The 18,398-nt window shown below is 51.3% G+C and carries 21 protein-coding genes and 1 CRISPR repeat array; of the genes, 16 read left to right on the top strand and 5 right to left on the bottom strand.

From position 1 onward, the window contains the following. Positions 1-311 precede the first annotated feature (311 nt). Positions 312-758: a hypothetical protein gene (locus tag Q9291_RS13025; RefSeq protein WP_306390530.1), complete on the bottom strand. Its 447-nt coding sequence runs from the start codon at positions 756-758 to the stop codon at positions 312-314. Positions 759-1,018: 260 nt separating this feature from the next. Next, positions 1,019-1,609: a hypothetical protein gene (locus tag Q9291_RS13020; protein WP_306390529.1), complete on the bottom strand. Its 591-nt coding sequence runs from the start codon at positions 1,607-1,609 to the stop codon at positions 1,019-1,021. 159 nt (positions 1,610-1,768) lie between these two features. On the opposite strand from Q9291_RS13020, the gene Q9291_RS13015 reads away from it, so the two are divergent. The 16 genes from Q9291_RS13015 to Q9291_RS12940 all read left to right on the top strand — a co-directional run bounded on the left by Q9291_RS13015 (position 1,769) and on the right by Q9291_RS12940 (position 15,813). Continuing rightward, positions 1,769-2,959, top strand: a complete 1,191-nt coding sequence (locus tag Q9291_RS13015) for a putative porin (RefSeq protein ID WP_306390528.1) — start codon at positions 1,769-1,771, stop codon at positions 2,957-2,959. 41 nt (positions 2,960-3,000) lie between these two features. After that, entirely contained in the window at positions 3,001-4,224 is a 1,224-nt protein-coding gene (gene fmdA, locus Q9291_RS13010) for a formamidase (RefSeq protein ID WP_306390527.1), read from the top strand. A gap of 12 nt (positions 4,225-4,236) precedes the next feature. Next, positions 4,237-4,575 (top strand): FmdB family zinc ribbon protein, encoded by a 339-nt coding sequence (locus Q9291_RS13005; RefSeq protein ID WP_306390526.1) that lies wholly within the window; start codon positions 4,237-4,239, stop codon positions 4,573-4,575. Positions 4,576-4,645: 70 nt separating this feature from the next. Further along, on the top strand, positions 4,646-5,890 hold the full coding sequence (gene urtA, locus Q9291_RS13000) for an urea ABC transporter substrate-binding protein (RefSeq protein WP_306390524.1): 1,245 nt from the start codon (positions 4,646-4,648) through the stop codon (positions 5,888-5,890). A gap of 105 nt (positions 5,891-5,995) precedes the next feature. Beyond that, positions 5,996-6,913 carry an urea ABC transporter permease subunit UrtB gene (gene urtB / locus Q9291_RS12995; RefSeq protein ID WP_306390523.1) on the top strand — a complete coding sequence of 306 codons (918 nt, stop codon included), beginning with the start codon at positions 5,996-5,998 and terminating at the stop codon, positions 6,911-6,913. 112 nt (positions 6,914-7,025) lie between these two features. Then, complete coding sequence (urtC, locus tag Q9291_RS12990) at positions 7,026-8,309, top strand: urea ABC transporter permease subunit UrtC (RefSeq protein WP_306390522.1); 1,284 nt, start codon at positions 7,026-7,028, stop codon at positions 8,307-8,309. Beyond that, a complete protein-coding gene (gene urtD, locus Q9291_RS12985) occupies positions 8,306-9,049 on the top strand; it encodes an urea ABC transporter ATP-binding protein UrtD (RefSeq protein WP_306390521.1) in 744 nt (247 codons plus the stop codon). Before urtC ends, urtD begins: the two co-directional genes overlap by 4 nt. A gap of 29 nt (positions 9,050-9,078) precedes the next feature. Next, positions 9,079-9,768, top strand: a complete 690-nt coding sequence (gene urtE / locus Q9291_RS12980; RefSeq protein WP_306390520.1) for an urea ABC transporter ATP-binding subunit UrtE — start codon at positions 9,079-9,081, stop codon at positions 9,766-9,768. A gap of 125 nt (positions 9,769-9,893) precedes the next feature. Then, the gene (locus Q9291_RS12975) at positions 9,894-10,760 is read left to right on the top strand and encodes an urease accessory protein UreD (RefSeq protein WP_306390519.1); all 867 of its coding nucleotides are present in this window, start codon (positions 9,894-9,896) and stop codon (positions 10,758-10,760) included. Between the two features lie 31 nt (positions 10,761-10,791). Continuing rightward, positions 10,792-11,094, top strand: coding sequence for an urease subunit gamma (gene ureA, locus Q9291_RS12970; protein ID WP_306390518.1), 303 nt, complete (start codon positions 10,792-10,794; stop codon positions 11,092-11,094). Positions 11,095-11,257: 163 nt separating this feature from the next. Beyond that, complete coding sequence (locus Q9291_RS12965) at positions 11,258-11,566, top strand: urease subunit beta (protein WP_306390517.1); 309 nt, start codon at positions 11,258-11,260, stop codon at positions 11,564-11,566. Next, positions 11,563-13,278, top strand: a complete 1,716-nt coding sequence (gene ureC, locus Q9291_RS12960) for an urease subunit alpha (protein WP_306390516.1) — start codon at positions 11,563-11,565, stop codon at positions 13,276-13,278. The genes Q9291_RS12965 and ureC overlap by 4 nt, the downstream gene beginning before the upstream one ends. Positions 13,279-13,280: 2 nt before the next feature. Beyond that, positions 13,281-13,778: an urease accessory protein UreE gene (gene ureE / locus Q9291_RS12955; protein ID WP_306390515.1), complete on the top strand. Its 498-nt coding sequence runs from the start codon at positions 13,281-13,283 to the stop codon at positions 13,776-13,778. Next, positions 13,771-14,454 carry an urease accessory protein UreF gene (locus tag Q9291_RS12950; protein WP_306390513.1) on the top strand — a complete coding sequence of 228 codons (684 nt, stop codon included), beginning with the start codon at positions 13,771-13,773 and terminating at the stop codon, positions 14,452-14,454. The genes ureE and Q9291_RS12950 overlap by 8 nt, the downstream gene beginning before the upstream one ends. Further along, the gene (gene ureG, locus Q9291_RS12945; RefSeq protein ID WP_306390512.1) at positions 14,451-15,104 is read left to right on the top strand and encodes an urease accessory protein UreG; all 654 of its coding nucleotides are present in this window, start codon (positions 14,451-14,453) and stop codon (positions 15,102-15,104) included. The genes Q9291_RS12950 and ureG overlap by 4 nt, the downstream gene beginning before the upstream one ends. 145 nt (positions 15,105-15,249) lie before the next feature. After that, the gene (locus Q9291_RS12940; protein ID WP_306390511.1) at positions 15,250-15,813 is read left to right on the top strand and encodes a HupE/UreJ family protein; all 564 of its coding nucleotides are present in this window, start codon (positions 15,250-15,252) and stop codon (positions 15,811-15,813) included. Between the two features lie 343 nt (positions 15,814-16,156). On the opposite strand, the gene vapC is transcribed toward Q9291_RS12940, so the two are convergent. The 3 genes from vapC to csx28 form a co-directional block, all read right to left on the bottom strand. Continuing rightward, entirely contained in the window at positions 16,157-16,561 is a 405-nt protein-coding gene (gene vapC / locus Q9291_RS12935; protein WP_306390510.1) for a type II toxin-antitoxin system tRNA(fMet)-specific endonuclease VapC, read from the bottom strand. Positions 16,562-16,574: 13 nt separating this feature from the next. Continuing rightward, positions 16,575-16,805: a type II toxin-antitoxin system antitoxin VapB gene (gene vapB / locus Q9291_RS12930; protein WP_306390509.1), complete on the bottom strand. Its 231-nt coding sequence runs from the start codon at positions 16,803-16,805 to the stop codon at positions 16,575-16,577. 286 nt (positions 16,806-17,091) lie between these two features. After that, positions 17,092-17,721: direct repeats of the CRISPR family, unit length 36 nt; unit sequence GCTGTACTTACCCTCCGAAATTGGGGCTTCTGCAGC. Positions 17,722-17,795: 74 nt separating this feature from the next. Beyond that, on the bottom strand, positions 17,796-18,281 hold the full coding sequence (gene csx28, locus Q9291_RS12925) for a type VI-B CRISPR accessory protein Csx28 (protein ID WP_306390508.1): 486 nt from the start codon (positions 18,279-18,281) through the stop codon (positions 17,796-17,798). Positions 18,282-18,398 lie beyond the last annotated feature (117 nt).

The following is an 18,398-nucleotide window of genomic DNA, read 5'->3' as shown; positions in this document are numbered from 1 at the left end:
TGCTAGTCTGTGAAAAAGTTCTATTCAACTCACTGTCGATGGTTGCAGCAAGGGGCAGCCTTAAAGGCATTTGCAAATAAAGCAGGGGCGTAACTCAACAGCTTGCGCCATCATCTTTAAAAGTATGGCATGGCCCAGTCTCAACCAAACGCTGAAAAAGCACTATTCACTTATGCTTTTTCAACGCTCACTGATTCAATGGACACCACTGAGTGATGATAACGACAGGCTGGAATATGTTTTACCTTAGCCTCTCAAGTATCTTTAGATACTATCCGGGGCAGATGTTTGCACTCTTGATAAGGGGGGGCTTAGTGTGGGCCATGACCTCGGCCGTTTCCTCTACCAGGGCCCTCATGCTTGTGGCCGTGCCCATGGTCATCCCAGTGGTTTTCCGGCCCATGGCCAGGCCTGCCAGCCTCTGCGTTATAGCGGGGTGCGTATACGTTTTGATACCAGGTGTTCTGTACAAAATATACTTGTCGGCCGCATGCACCATAGCCGCCACAATAACGGCCCCATTGTTTCCTGTGGCCAGGTGGCACGCGCAAATACATGGGTGGCTGCACAATGGCCACGGGTGGTGGCTGGATAATCACTGGCTGAGGATAAATGACTTGTGGAGCCGGATAGCTATTGCCCAGCACAAGCTGTCCATAAAAGCCCGGTTGTCCCACGCTGACAGCCACACCTACATCTGCAATCGCAGTCACTGACCCTGCCATGAATAACGCACCCACTATTAATTTTTTAATCATTACGCATCCCATATTTAATTAGCGCATCGTTGCCTGTCTCACTCTAGAGGTGGTCGTCAATGCATGAGCGCATTGTGTAAAAACAGGTCTTCTGAGGGCAGTCATAAAAGTCTGATATGCGTGTAAGAATCTGCTGACAGCCATGTCTGCTGGCAAACGTGAACTGGGAGTAGATGCGTGAACATGCGGTTTGCAGAATAAAAAATGACCGGCGAAAGCCGGTCATAGATTGTGTTGATCAACTTTCCTGACGAAGCCGCTTACTTAATATTACGCACAGCCATCCAGCCAAGGTCATGCATGCAGACGACAAATGCACGCTTATAGGTTTGTGTTTTGTAATCGGGCAAATAATCCTGCCCCAGTTTTTTCTCGCAACTGCGCTGATCCTGCTTCAGCTTGTCAGGGAAGGCGCCCATTTTCCACCACGAATTAATTGCATATTCAACGTCAGGGCCATCATTGAGTGTTGAATGGGCGGGCGGCGTAGTCGCAAGCTCGCTTTGCGCAGGCAAATCAGGGGTTGCTGCAGGCTGTTGTGGTGTTTTTACCACAGCGGCTGGCGAAGTTTTAGGCACAGGTTTTGGCGCTATTTCAATGATAGGGCTGGGTTTGCCCGCCTGATCTTGCCGGTTATCTGTCACGCTGACCGTGGCAAACAAAGGGTCAAACTGATCGGCCTGCGGTTTTTGCCAGCCATGCTCAGCCAGGCATGCATTCAGTTCGTCACCACTGCCACGGCAGGCGCGATGGGCTCGTTCTATATCTTGGGGCGAGCCGCCTTGTTTGTAAGAAAGCTCGCCACAACTCGCAAGTAAGCCAGCCAATATCAGGTAAGTTAAAAAACGCATTGTCCATCCAATCACATATTGTTAAGCGCAGTCTAGCTGCGATTCTGTACTCACGACACTACGCAAATTGACGTATTTGTCCGGCATCGCCTGCTCGTTAAGCTACACCCAAGTTTTGATCGACTGAAGTAGTTTCAATTTAACGAGAAAGGGAGTTTTATGATGAATTTGAAAAAATGTGCCTTACATACTGCAGTAGCCATGGTGTGCGCAACTGGTGCACAACTGGCAAACGCAGGGGCTACGATTAGTTTCGGCGAAGACAAGTATATCAGTGCAGGCTTCGGTTTTATCACCAGTTATAACTCTGTTGAGGATGCGGTAAATAGCAACAGTGATCGTTCCAATGACTTTACATTAGACAGTGCCCGTTTGTATTTGTCTGGTTCATTTAACAAATATATTAAAGGCATGCTGAACACTGAAAAATCAGGTGGCGGCTCTGCTGGTTCTAACGTCGAAGTGATTGACGCGAACGTTCAGTTCCAGTTAACGCCGGAAGTTTCTATCTGGGCGGGTCGTTTCCTATCACCTAGTGACCGTGCAAATATGGCTGGTCCTTACTACTCTATGGGTGGCGGCTACTGGGCCAATATTGCTTCACGTTATGGCTGGAACGGCGGCGTAATTGGTCGTGACGACGGTGTAGCTGTTGTTTCCAGCTTCCTCGAAGACCACCTTGCTATCTCATTTGGTGCGTTTGAAGGTAATCAGATTTTCCGCTTTAGTGGTGTAGGTGCGCAGTCACAATCTACAACAACTAAAGATAATTTGATGTATGCCGGTCGCGTGCAATACAACTTTTGGGATGCTGAGCCAGGGTACTACGGCACAGGTAACTACTTTGGTGCCAAAGATATTCTCTCAATCGGCATTGCTGGCCGTATGAAAAAAGATGGTTCAGTTGCCCCGTCAGTGTCCAATGCGGTTGGTGATTACAAATCTTACAGCGTTGATTTCTTGTTAGAGAAAAAAGATGTGGGCCCAGGCACATTCTCAGCTGAAGCAGCCTACTACTACTATGACACCGACAATGTATTTCTGGGTGAACAAGGCAAAGCGTACTCAGCCGGTTTGGGCTATTTGTTTAGCGAGCCAGTAGGTTGGGGCAAATTTATGCCTATCGTACGCTACCAAAAGTTTGATGCCGATGGTACTACCTCGTTTAATTCGACCACTAATGTTTTCACCAACTCCAGAACAGGTGGCGACACCAAGCGTATGGAAGTCGGTGCTAACTACGTGATTGCGCCATACAACTCTGTCATCACGGCAACTTACGGCAAGACAGATACTTCAGGTGCATCGAGCGACAATTTCTTAAAAGTCGCCCTGCAAATGCAATTCTAATGAATGACTTATAACCCTTTCTCACAAAGGAGATGAGTGTAATGAAAACAATAGTGAAGTTGGATTTGGATAAGAAACCCTGGGAGCAAGACGGTCAGATTCATAACCGTTGGCACCCCGACCTGCCCATGATTGCCATGGTCAAGCCGGGTGACGAGTTCCGTGTGGAATGTATGGACTGGACCGGTGGCCAGATTGGCAACAACGACAGCGCCAATGACATTCGTGACGTGGACTTGACCCAGGTGCACTACCTGAGTGGCCCGATCGGCGTTGAAGGTGCCGAGCCGGGCGACCTGATGGTGGTGGATATTCTGGATGTGGGTACTTTTGAGGATTCTCAGTGGGGTTTTAACGGTATTTTTGCAAAGGAAAATGGCGGCGGCTTTCTCGTTGACCACTTTCCTGAAGCCAGCAAATCCATCTGGGATTTCCACGGGGTATACACCACTTCGCGCCATATTCCAAAAGTGCGTTATGCCGGCATTATGCACCCTGGCCTGATTGGCTGTTTGCCTTCACGTGAATTGCTCGAAACCTGGAACAAGCGTGAAGCGGCCTTGATTGCAACCGATCCTGACCGTGTACCGGCGCTGGCCTTGCCGCCAGAACCAAAAGCCGCGGTGATGGGTAAGTTGACCGGCGATGCAGCCAAAGCTGCGGCTGCTGAGGGTGCGCGTACTGTGCCGCCGCGTGACCATGGTGGTAACTGCGACATCAAAAACCTGACCAAGGGTTCAAAAGTGTATTTCCCTGTTTATGTGAAAGACGGTGGCCTGTCCATGGGTGACCTGCACTTCTCACAAGGCGATGGCGAAATTACTTTCTGCGGCGCGATTGAGATGGCCGGTTATCTGGATATCAAAGTTAGCCTGATTAAAGATGGCGTGAAGAAATACGGTATTAAAAACCCGATTTTCCAACCAAGTCCAATTACACCCACCTACCGTGATTATGTGATTTTTGAAGGGATCTCGGTTGATGAGGCTGGCAAACAGCACTATCTGGATGTGCATGTGGCTTACCGTCAGGCTTGCCTGAACGCGATTGAGTACCTGAAGAAATTTGGTTACAGCGGCGAACAGGCGGTATCGATTCTGGGTACCGCACCGGTTGAAGGGCATATCAGCGGTATTGTCGATATCCCTAACGCCTGCGCCACCTTGTGGATCCCCACCGAGATCTTTGAGTTCGACATTCGTCCGAATGCTGACGGACCGAAGATCATGGTGCCACCGGGTATTGATGTTTCCTATACTTCATAAGGAGGTGTGCAGATGCCTTTGTACGAATATGAATGTGACAGTTGTGGCGTATTTACTGCGCTGCGCAAAATGAGCGAGTCCAGCTTGCCAGCCGAGTGTGATTGTTGTGGGGCCGTCAGCCCACGCATCCTGTCGGTGCCCAAGCTGGCCATCATGAGCAAATTGCAACGGTCTGCGCATGAGCGTAACGAGAAATCTGCACATGAGCCTCGGAGTGCAAGACGTTCAAGCTGTGGGTGTACAGGCAGTCATACCTGTAAAACCACCACCAAGGTGAATGAAGAAACTGGCAAGCCTGCATTGCAAATGCAGACCAAAAGAACGGCCCGGCCGTGGATGGTTGGACATTAAGTGTCAGGCCGCTGCCAAGCAATATTTTAATGATGTCATTTGTTGATTTATCCATAAAGGAGAAGATGTAATGAGTACCTTAAACAGAAGAGGTTTTATGAAAGTCAGTGGTGCGCTGGTTGGCGCCATGATGGCAGCAGGCCTCGTGACTGGCCACGCATTTGCTGCGGATTATCCGACTGCTAAAGTCAATACGACGGGTCTGGCAGTGACAGACACTACAGTCAAAGTAGGTATTCTTCACTCTGCCACCGGCACCATGGCGATCAGTGAAACCGGATCTATTCAAGCTGAAAAGCTGGCGATTGAACAAATCAATGCCATGGGCGGTATCTTGGGTCGCAAGATCGAAGTGATTCAGGAAGATGGTGCATCTGACTGGCCAACATTTGCTGAAAAAGCAAAGAAACTGCTGGAAAAAGACAAAGTGGCTTCTGTGATGGGTTGCTGGACTTCAGCTTCACGTAAAGCGGCCTTGCCAGTGTTTGAAAAAGACAATGGCTTGTTGTTCTACCCAACCTTCTACGAAGGTCTGGAGCAATCCAAAAACGTGTTCTACACAGGTCAGGAAGCCACACAACAAATTCTGGCAGGTCTGGACTGGATCGCTAAAGAGAAGAAAGCCAAAACGTTCTACCTGATTGGGTCTGACTACATCTGGCCACGTACTTCGATGAAAATTGCGCGTAAACACATCGAGCAACATCTGGGCGGTAAAGTGGTAGGTGAAGAGTACATCGCTTTGGGTGACACGCAATTTGGTTCTGTGATCAACAAAATCAAACTGAAAAAGCCTGACGTGATCTACGCAGCGGTCGTGGGCGGCAGTAACGTGGCATGGTTCAAACAGTTGAACGCAGCGGGCTTGAACTCAAGCAAGCAAACCATGCTGACCATCTCCGTGACTGAAGATGAAGTATTGGGTATTGGCGGTGAAAACCTGGCTGGTTTCTACTCAGCCATGAAATACTTCCAGTCGCAAGACAATGATGCCAACAAGAAATTTGTGGAAGCATTCAAAAAACGCTGGGGTAAAGATGCTGTAATCGGCGACGTGACTCAAGCTGCTTATCTGGGCCCATGGTTGTACAAAGCTGCAGTTGAACGTGCCGGTAGCTTTGACGTAGACAAGGTACAAGCTGCATTGCCAGGTTACGAGTTCAAAGATGCACCTGAAGGTCCTGTGACTGTAGAAGCTAACCATCACCTGACCACCAAGCTGCGTATTGGTCAATGGGGTAAAGATGGTCAAGCTAAAGTGGTCTACACTTCTGGCTACATCAAACCTGATCCATTTCCAAAAGGCTACCAATAATCTGGTAGTGGCCTAAAGGCTTAAACGGTAGCCGGAATTCTCCGGCTACCGTTTGGCACAAGTAGTGAAAATCCAATAAAGAAGTGATGTTTTAAGGAGACCGATATGTTTGGTTATTCGATGGCAGAAATAGGCAATATTGTGGTGATGCAGGGTTTTTCAGGCCTGAGCATGTTTACAGTGTTGCTGCTGATGGCGCTGGGTCTCGCGATTATTTTCGGGCAGATGGGTGTGATTAACATGGCGCATGGTGAGTTTATGACCATTGGTGCCTATACCACCGTGATGATTTCCAAGGTGGCAGCCAGTTACGGCTTCACCGATTACTATTTTATTTTCGCCATTATCATTGCATTTGGGCTGGCCTTTGCAGTGGGGTATCTGGTCGAGTTTGCCATTATCCGGCATCTCTACAAGCGGCCTTTGGATACCTTGCTCGCCACCTGGGGCTTGAGCCTGGTCATGCAGCAAATCTTCCGCTCCACCTTCGGTGCCAAAGAAGTCAGTGCCGAATTGCCTGAGTGGATGCTCGGTTCGGTCAATCCAACGCCGGATATTGATATCCCGATTAACGGTCTGTTTGTGATGGGTCTGGCAGCACTGGTCACTTTCGGCGTATACATGTTCATGTATAAATCACGCTGGGGCTTGCGTGTGCGTGCTACGGTACAAAACCGTACCATGGCAGGCGCTGTCGGTATCAATACGGCCAAAGTGGACCGTGTGACGTTTGCTCTGGGGTGCGGCATTGCCGGCATTGCGGGTGCCGCCTTTACCACGATTGCCTCCACAGGCCCAACCACCGGTACGCTCTATATTGTGGACAGCTTTATGGTGGTGGTGTTTGGTGGCGCAGCCAGTATTGTGGGCACGATTGCGTCTGCCTTCGGTATCGCCCAGGCGCAGTCTGTACTGCAGTTCTTTATGACCAGCTCGATGGGCAAGGTCAGTACCTTGCTGGCCATCGTCACTATTCTGATGATGAAACCGGAAGGCCTGTTTGCCTCCAAACTGCGTAAATAACAGATCGGGCAACGCCTGCACAGATTGCGCACGCGTTGCCATAAGTAAATAGACGTATTAGTACTTTATATCTGTCGCAATAGAATTGACGCATCAACCGAGGAGAATCTTGATGACTTTATGGGAAAAAATGTGTGCCAGCGATTTGCTGGGCGGTAAGCAGGGGGTAATCGGGCTGGCAGTGCTGGCCGCTGTGATCTTCCTGGTGTTACCGCTGGGGGTGGATATTTTTCGCCTCAACCTGATCGGTAAATATCTGACTTACGCTTTTGTGGCTGTTGGCCTGGTACTGTTGTGGGGGCATGGCGGGATTTTAAGTCTGGGCCAGGGCATATTTTTTGGGCTGGGCGGTTATGCCATGGCCATGTTCCTCAAGCTGGAAGCTTCAGACCCCATCACGACCAAAATCCAGTCTACACCGGGCATTCCCGACTTTATGGACTGGAACCAGTTGACGGCCTTGCCATGGTTCTGGGAGCCGTTCAAGAGTCTGCCGTTTACCATTTTTGCAGTACTGACCATTCCCGCACTGTTTGCCTACATTATTGGTTATGCCATGTTCAAACGCCGTGTAGGCGGGGTGTACTTCTCTATCATCACCCAGGCCGTGGCACTGATTCTGAGTATTCTGATTGTGGGTCAGCAAGGCTACACCGGTGGTGTGAACGGCATGACTGACTTGCGTACCATGCTTGGCTGGGATATTCGTACCGATTCTGCAAAATACATTTTGTACTATGCCAACGGCCTGCTGCTGTTCGGTGCCATTTTCCTGTCTAAATACGTCATGAGCAGCAAGTTCGGCATGTTGCTGCTGGCCATGCGAGATAAAGAAGAACGCGTGCGTTTCTCTGGCTACGATGTGTCCAATTTTAAAATCTTCATCTTCTGCCTGGCCGCCATGATGTCTGCGGTGGGTGGTGCCATGTTTACGCTGCAAGTCGGCTTTATGTCGCCTTCGTTTGTCGGTATTGTGCCTTCGATCGAAATGGTGATCTTCTGTGCAGTGGGCGGGCGTGCTTCGCTGATCGGTGCAGTGTATGGCACCTTGCTGGTGAACTACGGCAAAACCGTGTTCTCCGAAACCTACCCTGAGCTGTGGCTGTTTCTGATGGGTGGCCTGTTTATTGCAGTGGTGATGTTTTTCCCGAATGGCATTGCCGGAATCTGGGATAAATACGCTACTAAATATGGCTGGTTCAAAGATAAAGCGGTGACTGCAAAAAAGCCTGAAGTAAGTACAACCGGGGTAGAAACACACGCTGTACTTACTGAAACATTGTCTGCCGAAGCAGCAGCTGCAACTGAATCTACCGATGTTGCGGCCTCCGTCAAGAAAACCACACGCAAAAAGGCAGCCATCAGCAGCCCGAATATTAGAGGAGCAGAAGCATGAGTAATACCGACTTCGTCTTGGCCGTTGAGGATCTTACCGTCTCATTTGATGGTTTTAAAGCCGTGGATAACCTGACCATGTATATCGATAAAAACGAATTGCGTGTGCTGGTCGGCCCCAACGGCGCGGGTAAAACCACCGTACTGGATTTGATCTGCGGTAAAACAAAATCTACCGGTGGATCGATCAAGTTTAACAATACCGAACTGACCAAACTGTCCGAGCACGAAATTGTGCGTTCAGGCGTGGGGCGTAAATTTCAGAATCCTTCGATTTATGAAAACCTCACGGTATACCAGAATCTGGAAGTGTCCTACCCCAAAGGCCGTGGGGTATTTGGTAGCCTGACCTTTAAACGCACACAAGAGGTGGAAGATCAGGTACGCAGAGTAGCCGCCGACATCATGCTGACCGAGTTTCTGGACATGGAATCTGCCTTGCTCAGCCATGGCCAGAAGCAATGGCTGGAAATCGGCATGCTGTTGATGCAAGAGCCTGAATTATTGATGCTGGATGAACCGGTGGCCGGCATGAGCGCGAAAGAGCGTGACCAGACGGCCGACTTGCTCAACCGTATCTGCCAGAACCGCTCGGTGATTGTGATTGAGCACGACATGGAATTCGTCAAAAAAATTGCACACAAAGTCACCGTGCTGCACCAGGGCAAAATTCTCGCCGAAGGTCCCATGGAAAAAGTGCAGGCCGACGAAAAAGTGATTGAAGTGTATTTAGGCCATTAATTAAAGCGCCATTACTTGAGGAGTATCGCATGTTTGAAATTGAAAATTTGCAGGTAAGTTATGGCCAAAGCCAGGTGATTCATGGCTTGAACTTTAAAGCGAACAAAAACGAAACCCTGGCCATCATGGGCCGTAACGGCATGGGTAAAACCACCCTGTTCAAGTCATTGATGGGCATTTTGCCCAGCAAGGCCAGCAAGGCCACGGTCGATGGCGTGGACCTGCAAGGGGCCGCTACCCATGACCGCGTCATGAAGGGCCTGGCCTATGTGCCACAAGGCCGCTGGATTTTCCCCAATATGACGGTGCAGGAAAATATTGAAACCGGGCTGGAAAAGTCAGCCACCGGCGAGATTCCTGAAGATATTTTTGCCCTGTTCCCGGTGTTGCACGAGATGCGCAAACGCAAGGGCGGCAACCTGTCTGGTGGTCAGCAACAACAACTGGCGATTGCCCGGGCACTGGTGACCAACCCGAAAGTGTTGTTGCTGGATGAGCCCACCGAGGGCATTCAACCTTCGATTATTAAAGACATTGCCAAGGTGCTCAATGAGATCCGCAAAATGCGCGAAATCACCATCATCGTTTCTGAGCAGGTACTGAGCTTTACCATGGAAGTGGCCGATCGTATTATCGTGATTGATAAAGGCCGCTTTATTCACGAAGATACCCGCGACAATGTAGATGCTGCCAAGGTGAAAAGCTACCTGTCTGTGTAGTCTCTGCTTTAGCCACAGAGGACCCAGCGCGCAAAGCATTTTAAATGCGAAACAAGTTTTCTCTGCGACCTCTGTGGCCAGTATTAAAAATAATATTTTTGGTTTGTCTGTGGCATGATGCCGTTATGGATGATTTGAAGCATACGCCACCCCCGTCATTACAAGTAACTGGAGTCAAACACTGGCAAGCCAGGCTTGAGCTAGGCTTCGCCAGACGTGATGCACGCTCTTACCTGGCGCACCGCCTGCACAAAGGCCCGCTGGTGGTGCAGAAAAGTTTGCATCCTGAAGGGGATGATGTATGTCATGCCGTGGTCGTGCATCCGCCCGGTGGCGTTGCAGGCGGTGATGCCTTGCAGTTGCACGTGACACTCCAGGCCGGTGCGCGCGCCTTGCTGACGACCCCGGGTGCCGGCAAGTGGTACAAAGCCAATGGCACCCGCGCGACACAAACCCTGCAATTTCAGCTTGAAGCTGGCAGCGGGCTCGAATGGTTGCCACAAGAAACTATTTTATTTGATGCCGCTGAAGTTGGGTTCAGCGCAGAGATTCAGCTGGCGGCAGATGCCACTTACGCCGCCTGGGATATCGTCTGCCTTGGGCGGCAGGCACAGCAGGAAATATGGCAGCGCGGGGTGTATCAGTGGCATCAGCGCATTCACCGTAATGACCAGTTGATCTGGAATGAACGGGCACATATGCAGGCCGATGATCTGCTCAAAACCAGCCTTGTCGGCTTGGGCGATGCGGCCGTGTTTGGTACATTTCTGGTATGTGCTGGCGCGGTCCCCGCCGAGGTGCTGCAAGCGTGTCGAGCGATTACAGTGGCAGGTGCAAAAGTGGGCGTCACTGCATTGCCTGACGTGTTATGCATACGCTACGTCGGTCATGCCTCGCAACAAGCCAAGCAATATTTTGAACAGTGCTGGCAGCAATTGCGGCCATGGTATTATCAAAAACCGGCGATCAGGCCGCGTATCTGGAACACTTAAGGTGTGTGCAGAATAAACAGAGAATAAACCGATGGAATTAACCCCAAGAGAAAAAGACAAGTTACTGATATTCACGGCCTCTTTGCTGGCTGAACGACGCAAGGCGCGTGGATTGAAGTTGAATTACCCTGAAGCGGTTGCATTTATTTCCGCAGCCATTATGGAAGGTGCGCGCGACGGTAAAACGGTGGCTGAGCTGATGAGCTATGGCACCACACTGCTGACGCGTGATGAGGTGATGGAAGGGGTGCCTGAAATGATCCCGGATATACAAATTGAAGCGACTTTTCCGGATGGGACAAAACTCGTCACCGTCCACCACCCCATTCCATAGGGGCTTGGTGTTGCAAGCGCAGATAGCGGTGTTCACAACCATGCCGTACGGATTGTACTGCCTGCGCATGTACACTTTGCCCTCAATACTTGCAGTACCATGCCTCGGCATCACTAAATATGAAACAGTTAGATAAACAGACTTCAACTCACTGGAGCAATGCATGATTCCCGGCGAAATGCAGGTCGCGGCTGGCGACATCGAATTAAACACCGGGCGTGACACCGTCACGCTGGATGTGGCAAACAAGGGTGACCGTCCCATACAGGTGGGTTCGCATTACCACTTTTATGAAACCAACGATGCGCTCTCGTTTGACCGCGCGCTGGCTTATGGCTGTCGCCTCAATATTGCCGCGGGCACCGCCGTGCGGTTTGAACCCGGCCAAACGCGTACGGTGGAGTTGGTCAGCCTGGCGGGTAGCCGCAAGGTCTATGGCTTTGCCGGACGTGTGATGGGGAGCCTGAAATGACTGCGCAAAAAACACTGAGTATGGATAAACGTGCCTACGCGGAAATGTTTGGCCCCACCGTGGGCGATAAAGTGCGGCTGGCGGATACCGAACTGTGGGTGGAGGTGGAAAAAGATTTCACCATTTATGGCGAAGAGGTCAAGTTTGGCGGCGGCAAGGTCATTCGCGATGGCATGGGCCAGGGGCAGGGCCTCGCGGCCGAAGTGGCCGATACGGTCATCACCAATGCCCTGATCATAGACCACTGGGGCATCATCAAAGCCGATATCGGCATCAAAGGCGGTTATATCTCGGCCATCGGCAAAGCCGGTAACCCGGATATCCAGCCCGGCGTGACCATCGCGATTGGCGCGGGCACCGAAGTGATTGCCGGGGAAGGCATGATCATCACCGCTGGCGGCATCGATACGCATATCCACTTTATCTGCCCGCAACAAATTGAAGAAGCGCTGATGTCTGGCGTGACCACCATGATCGGCGGCGGCACCGGGCCCGCCACAGGCACCTTTGCCACCACCTGTACGCCTGGCCCGTGGCATATCCACCGCATGCTGCAAGCGGCGGAGGCGTTTCCAATGAACCTCGGCTTTTTGGGCAAGGGCAATGCCAGTCTGCCAGAGCCTCTGCGCGAACAAGTCCGTGCCGGAGTGATCGGCCTGAAACTGCACGAAGACTGGGGCACCACGCCCGCCGCCATTGATAACTGCCTGAGTGTGGCCGACGAAATGGACGTACAAGTGGCGATTCACTCCGATACGCTGAATGAATCCGGCTTTGTCGAGACCACCATCGGCGCGTTTAAAGGCCGTACTATCCACACTTTCCACACCGAAGGGGCGGGCGGTGGCCATGCGCCGGATATTATCAAAGCGGCCAGCCAGCCCAATGTGCTGCCCTCATCGACCAATCCGACACGGCCCTTTACCGTCAACACCATCGACGAGCATCTGGATATGCTGATGGTCTGCCATCACCTGGACCCGGCCATCGCCGAGGATATTGCCTTTGCCGAAAGCCGTATCCGCCGCGAAACGATTGCCGCCGAAGATATTTTTCATGATCTGGGCGCCTTCTCCATGATGTCGTCTGATTCGCAGGCCATGGGCCGGGTGGGGGAAGTGATTATTCGTACCTGGCAAACCGCGCACAAAATGAAAATCCAGCGTGGCCCGTTGGCAGAAGATGCCGCAGGCAACGATAACTATCGTATCAAGCGCTACATTGCCAAATACACGATTAATCCGGCCATTACCCATGGCATCTCGCATGTGGTCGGCTCGGTCGAAGTCGGCAAGCTGGCCGACCTCGTGGTGTGGAAACCTGCCTTTTTTGGCGTGAAGCCGTTTACCATCATCAAAGGTGGCATGATTGCGGCCGCGGCCATGGGTGACCCTAACGCGTCTATCCCTACCCCGCAACCGGTACATTACCGCCCGATGTTTGGCGCGTATGGGGGCGGCCTGAAAACCGCAGTGACTTTTGTCTCGCAATCCGCCCTTGAAAACCCCGAAGTGCACGCATTGGGCCTGCAAAAACCACTGGTGCCGGTTAAAAATACGCGCGAAGTGAAAAAGTCAGACATGGTGCATAACACCTGGATGCCCAAGATTGAAGTAGACCCGGAAACCTATGAAGTGCTGGCAGATGGCATGCCGCTGGTGTGCGAACCGGCAGAGGTGCTGCCCATGGCACAGCGGTACTTCCTGTTTTAATCATGATCCATTTAACCGAACGCATTGCCCTCAGTGGCCATATCGACGACACCCTGGAACTGCCCTTTGACCAGCGGCAAAAAAGCCGTTTGCGTGTCATGCTGGCTTCGGGCCGTGAAGCCGCTTTGTTTTTAACCCGTGGCATCATTCTGCGCGGGGGCGATCTGGTGCAGGCCGAAGATGGCAGCCTGGTGGTGCAAATCGTCGCCGCGCAAGAGCCGGTGTATAACGTCATGGCAGCCACACCGCGCGACCTCATGTGCGCCGCTTACCACCTGGGTAACCGCCACGTGCCGTTGCAAATTGGTGATGGCTGGCTCAGGCTGGAGCAGGACTACGTGTTGCGTGACATGCTACTGGGCCTGGGCATGCAAGTGAGTGAAGTGATGGCACCCTTTGAGCCGGAAGCCGGGGCGTATGGTGGCGGTCATCGCCATGGTCATGCGGAGGACAGCGCCCCACATTTACGCCCACCTGCCAGAGGCAAACACCATGGCTAACGCCTTGGCACTCAGCCGCTTGTTACAACTGGCGAGCCCCATGTTGCCGGTGGGTGCGTACACCTATTCGCAAGGGCTGGAGTGGGCAATTGAGTCCGGTGAGGTGCATGACCTTGACAGCGCCAAACAGTGGATAGGCGATGTGCTCATTGGCTATCAGGCACGTTTTGAGTTACCTGTGCTGCAACGCTTATACCTGGCATGGCAGCAGAAAGATATGGCAGCTGTACTCGAGTGGGATGCTTTTTACCGCGCCGGACGGGATACCGCCGAAGGCTGGGCCGAAACCCGGCAGATGGGCTACTCGCTGGTGCGCTTGTTGCAAGATTTAAATGACCTGCCAACACCGTTGTTGACAGAAATTAAACAACTCTCGCAGCCTGCATTCCCTACGGTGTATGCGGCCGTGGCACAACACTGGCAAATTCCATTAGCCGATGCCTTGCAGGCTTATGCCTGGGGCTGGCTGGAAAATCAGGCCAGTGCCGCCATGAAAACCGTGCCGCTGGGTCAGGTGGCCGGGCAGAAGATTTTGCTGGCCCTGGGCGAGCGCCTGCCCGACATGGTGGCGCAAGCCATGGCCTTGCCAGAAGACCATATTAGCAACTTTAACCCTTTGCTCAGCATTGCTGGGTGCTGTCACGAAACCCAATACAGCCGATTATTCCGATCATGAAAATACACAGTCAATTTAGCAGCCCCACCCCCGAAGTCACCGAGTTTAAAGAGCCGCTGCGCGTAGGCATTGGCGGCCCGGTCGGCTCCGGCAAAACCGCACTCACCCTGGCGTTGTGCCAGCGCCTGCGCGAGGTGTACAACATTGCCGTGGTCACCAACGATATTTTTACCAAAGAAGACGCCGACTTTTTAACCCGCAACGAAGCGCTGGAACCCGAACGGATTATTGGCGTGGAAACCGGCGGTTGCCCGCACACCGCCATCCGCGAAGATGCCTCTATTAACCTCGAAGCGGTTAACCAGCTCAGCAAGCGCTTTCAAACGCTGGATATCGTATTTGTCGAAAGTGGCGGCGATAACCTGGCAGCCACCTTCAGCCCCGAGTTATCCGACCTTACTATTTACGTGATTGACGTGGCCGCAGGCGAAAAAATCCCGCGTAAAGGCGGCCCCGGTATTACCAAATCTGACTTATTGGTGATTAACAAAATTGATCTTGCCCCAATGGTTGGCGCCTCGCTCGATGTGATGGCGACGGATGCCAAACGCATGCGGGGTGAAAAACCCTTTATTTTCAGTAACCTGAAAGAGGGCAAAGGGTTGGAGGAGGTAGTCAGCTTTATCGAAAAACAAGGCCTCATGCTTTGAAAATTGGCACTATGCGTCCGTGGCAAGCCGATACAACACCGCCACAAACGCGTAGTGCCAATTTTAGCCTTTTAATCAATGTACAGAGTTTTGGTGGGTAACCCATATTACGCATCGTAAATACAATTCGTTTGGAGAAGACTCAATGAAAAAAAATATGCTTTTAGCGCTTGCTGCATTCACCGCTTCCACCAGCGCGTTTGCCCACCCGGGCCATGGCCTTGAAAGTGGTTTTGCCGCAGGCTTGATGCATCCGCTTACCGGCTGGGATCACCTGCTGGTGATGGTTGCGCTGGGCATTTGGGCGGCACGCCGTCCGGCCGCACAAGGCTGGCAATTGCCGGTATTGTTTGTGAGTGTCATGGCGTTGGCCGCGTCAGCCGCCATGACCTGGTTGCCCGTTTCGCTGGCTGAAGCGCTGGTCGCGGCCAGCGTGGTCATCATGGGGGTGTTACTGATCAGCCCTCTGCAAATGCCTCGCGCGCTGCAAATTAGCGTCATCAGCATCGCTGCGGCCGCGCATGGCTATGTGCATGGCATGGAAATCGGCAACCAATGGTCAGGCCTCGCGGGTATGGTGCTGGCAACGGCAATGTTACATGCCCTCGGTTGGGTCTTGGGTCGCCAGACCCATCCACAGTTACAAAAAGCAACCCAGTTGCTGGGTGGTGTGATGTTGGGCTTGGGCGCTATGTGGATGCTGGCTTAAACCTGATGGGTGACGCACTGATAAAAGCACTTTGAATATTGCATGCGCGTGTTGACCGCAGTGTGAAAAAATAAAAGCCAGCCTTAGATGCTGGCTTTTTATTTGTGTTGAGGGTTATATTGACTGTTGGCTCTTTAAAACCTCCGCTGTCAGTGCGTCAATAAAGGCATCGTCAAATGCATTCAGTACTTCCATTAGAAAAGCGTTGATTGAAGGCGTACACAGTGGCGAACCACAATTTTTTGACGCCGCCATTTTTAAACAACGCATGCTCGCCAATGGCTAAAATGGCTGCCAGACCACGCACGATATTGCTATCTTTTAGCCAGTTTATTTGGCTGGTTTATGCATGAAACCAGTCTAATAATTTAAGCCCATCCACCCGCGCAAACTCTTTGGTGTTATTGGTCACCAGTGTCACATCCAGGCTTAGCGCATGTGCTGCAATCATGGTATCCAAAGGGCCGATGGGCGTGCCTTGTTTTTCCAGGCTGGCACGTAAAGCCCCATAATACTGCGTAGCGGCTTCATCAAAATCGGCCACATCCAGCGGCAATACAAACGCATCCAGCGCCGCCTGATTGGCTTCACGCTGCTGGCTTTTGGCCACCCCATAGCGCAATTCCGCCAAGGTGACAGATGAAACACCAATATCGCCAATTTGATACGCCGCAAACTGCTGCAAAACCGCGGGCGGCTTTTGCTTGATAATCGCAATGCAGATATTGGTATCAAGCATCAACTTCATGATGGATGCACCCTCAAAACAAATCCTCACGGCTTTGCTGTGCTGGCTGCGCACGTTCCGCCATAAAATCATCGCTAAACTGGTCCAGGCTGCTAAATAAGCTATCCCACGAATGGTTGGCAGGAATCAACACCACCGCATTGCCCGAGCGCTTGATAAACACCTCATCGCCCTCAAACCGAAACTCCTTGGGCAAGCGCACCGCCTGGCTTTGACCATTTTGAAAAAGTTTGGCTGTTTTCATCATCGCCTCCTTTTGAGTATATATTTAAAGTATATATTATGAGGTGGATGCGTCAACTGTTTTCACAAGCACTGTCATTCCGCGCTTCTCTCCATCATTCCGATGTAATGGTTTAAGCAGGCAAGCAGCGAAGCGGATGCGCGCAAAATCGAAATCTAACTGCTTTAAGTCACCATATTTAGGTGTCGGAAACAAGCTGACAAAACGGGTAGGGGGCAATTGAAACTGACCCCATCAATTTTGGGGCTTCTGCAGCTTGTAGGTGCTGTGGAATTGCACGGAGGCTGCTGTACTTACCCTCCGAAATTGGGGCTTCTGCAGCTCGCAGTAGGTCTGACAATATGACCAGAGTGCTGTACTTACCCTCCGAAATTGGGGCTTCTGCAGCGAGCAAATCCCGCGTCTGGTGCAATACGCGGCTGTACTTACCCTCCGAAATTGGGGCTTCTGCAGCCTTTTAACTGATGTATTGACGATTGAAGTGGCTGTACTTACCCTCCGAAATTGGGGCTTCTGCAGCAGGATGATATGACACAGAAGATTGTTACAGGCTGTACTTACCCTCCGAAATTGGGGCTTCTGCAGCCACAACCCTTGGCGCTGGTACTACCCTTATGCTGTACTTACCCTCCGAAATTGGGGCTTCTGCAGCGGAACGCCTGAGGGTATATTGATCGAATTTGCTGTACTTACCCTCCGAAATTGGGGCTTCTGCAGCTGCACGGGCGGTCATATCACGCGCTTGAGCGCTGTACTTACCCTCCGAAATTGGGGCTTCTGCAGCACCGTCGGCTCTAGTAAGTGGATTACGCTAGCTGTACTTACCCTCCGAAATTGGGGCTTCTGCAGCACCCGCGCAGCTTTTGATTCGCTACCATCAGCTGTACTTACCCTCCGAAATTGGGGCTTCTGCAGCTAATATCATTTAACCTATTGTTTATAATTAATTTCTTCACATTGACTACTTTCAATTTTCCTCCCTTCTGTCTGTTAAAACTGTAAATCGTTGCTTTTTCGATACAAATTGCTTAACTCATTTTTTAATAAATCCTGCATTTGCTCATAGTCGGTTTTGAATTTGCTTACCAACTCAGCGTTTTCTATTAATACGCGCTGTGAGGTGCTACCTTTTTCTTTGAGGCAAAAACCGTAGAGGATACTGCGGTATTCAAACACAATGCCTTTTAACTCAGGTGTCCAGAATAAGCCGCTATGTTGTTGGTAAAACACTTGCGGCAATATTTCTTGAATAAATCGTTGAGCATTCGGGATGTGAATATAGTATTGCTCTTGTGCGTCTTTACCTTTGCCGGTGCGCTCAAATTGCAAAATGGCATGCTGGTTTTCAGTAGGACTCATATATTGCAATAAGTGCCATGCGCTTTGTAGTGCCTCCGCATAACGTTGGTTGCGGTCTTGGCTAATTTGAATCTGTGTTTGAGTGTGCATTTGCCGTATGGCGTAACGGTAAGCCAAAAGAGGTGGCCCCGTTTAGTTGGACAGAATCTTTGAAGTTTTAAGTGAAATATCTTGCGATTCTGTTTAAGCTGCCTTGGGTGTTGCGGGCAGGTGTTTAAAGTAAAACTCATCCGG

The organism is Methylophilus aquaticus (genome assembly GCF_030769565.1).
Classification (GTDB): Bacteria; Pseudomonadota; Gammaproteobacteria; order Burkholderiales; family Methylophilaceae; genus Methylophilus; species Methylophilus aquaticus.
Note: the sequence above shows the minus strand (reverse complement) of the source record. Positions and strands in the feature narration are given on the sequence as shown.

Bases quoted from the DNA above. Each gene is read 5' to 3' on its own strand.
- Q9291_RS13025 (WP_306390530.1), bottom strand. From the start codon at position 758: ATGATTAAAAAATTAATAGTGGGTGCGTTATTCATGGCAGGGTCAGTG.
- Q9291_RS13020 (WP_306390529.1), bottom strand. From the start codon at position 1,609: ATGCGTTTTTTAACTTACCTGATATTGGCTGGCTTACTTGCGAGTTGT.
- Q9291_RS13015 (WP_306390528.1), top strand. From the start codon at position 1,769: ATGATGAATTTGAAAAAATGTGCCTTACATACTGCAGTAGCCATGGTG.
- fmdA (WP_306390527.1), top strand. From the start codon at position 3,001: ATGAAAACAATAGTGAAGTTGGATTTGGATAAGAAACCCTGGGAGCAA.
- Q9291_RS13005 (WP_306390526.1), top strand. From the start codon at position 4,237: ATGCCTTTGTACGAATATGAATGTGACAGTTGTGGCGTATTTACTGCG.
- urtA (WP_306390524.1), top strand. From the start codon at position 4,646: ATGAGTACCTTAAACAGAAGAGGTTTTATGAAAGTCAGTGGTGCGCTG.
- urtB (WP_306390523.1), top strand. From the start codon at position 5,996: ATGTTTGGTTATTCGATGGCAGAAATAGGCAATATTGTGGTGATGCAG.
- urtC (WP_306390522.1), top strand. From the start codon at position 7,026: ATGACTTTATGGGAAAAAATGTGTGCCAGCGATTTGCTGGGCGGTAAG.
- urtD (WP_306390521.1), top strand. From the start codon at position 8,306: ATGAGTAATACCGACTTCGTCTTGGCCGTTGAGGATCTTACCGTCTCA.
- urtE (WP_306390520.1), top strand. From the start codon at position 9,079: ATGTTTGAAATTGAAAATTTGCAGGTAAGTTATGGCCAAAGCCAGGTG.
- Q9291_RS12975 (WP_306390519.1), top strand. From the start codon at position 9,894: ATGGATGATTTGAAGCATACGCCACCCCCGTCATTACAAGTAACTGGA.
- ureA (WP_306390518.1), top strand. From the start codon at position 10,792: ATGGAATTAACCCCAAGAGAAAAAGACAAGTTACTGATATTCACGGCC.
- Q9291_RS12965 (WP_306390517.1), top strand. From the start codon at position 11,258: ATGATTCCCGGCGAAATGCAGGTCGCGGCTGGCGACATCGAATTAAAC.
- ureC (WP_306390516.1), top strand. From the start codon at position 11,563: ATGACTGCGCAAAAAACACTGAGTATGGATAAACGTGCCTACGCGGAA.
- ureE (WP_306390515.1), top strand. From the start codon at position 13,281: ATGATCCATTTAACCGAACGCATTGCCCTCAGTGGCCATATCGACGAC.
- Q9291_RS12950 (WP_306390513.1), top strand. From the start codon at position 13,771: ATGGCTAACGCCTTGGCACTCAGCCGCTTGTTACAACTGGCGAGCCCC.
- ureG (WP_306390512.1), top strand. From the start codon at position 14,451: ATGAAAATACACAGTCAATTTAGCAGCCCCACCCCCGAAGTCACCGAG.
- Q9291_RS12940 (WP_306390511.1), top strand. From the start codon at position 15,250: ATGAAAAAAAATATGCTTTTAGCGCTTGCTGCATTCACCGCTTCCACC.
- vapC (WP_306390510.1), bottom strand. From the start codon at position 16,561: ATGAAGTTGATGCTTGATACCAATATCTGCATTGCGATTATCAAGCAA.
- vapB (WP_306390509.1), bottom strand. From the start codon at position 16,805: ATGAAAACAGCCAAACTTTTTCAAAATGGTCAAAGCCAGGCGGTGCGC.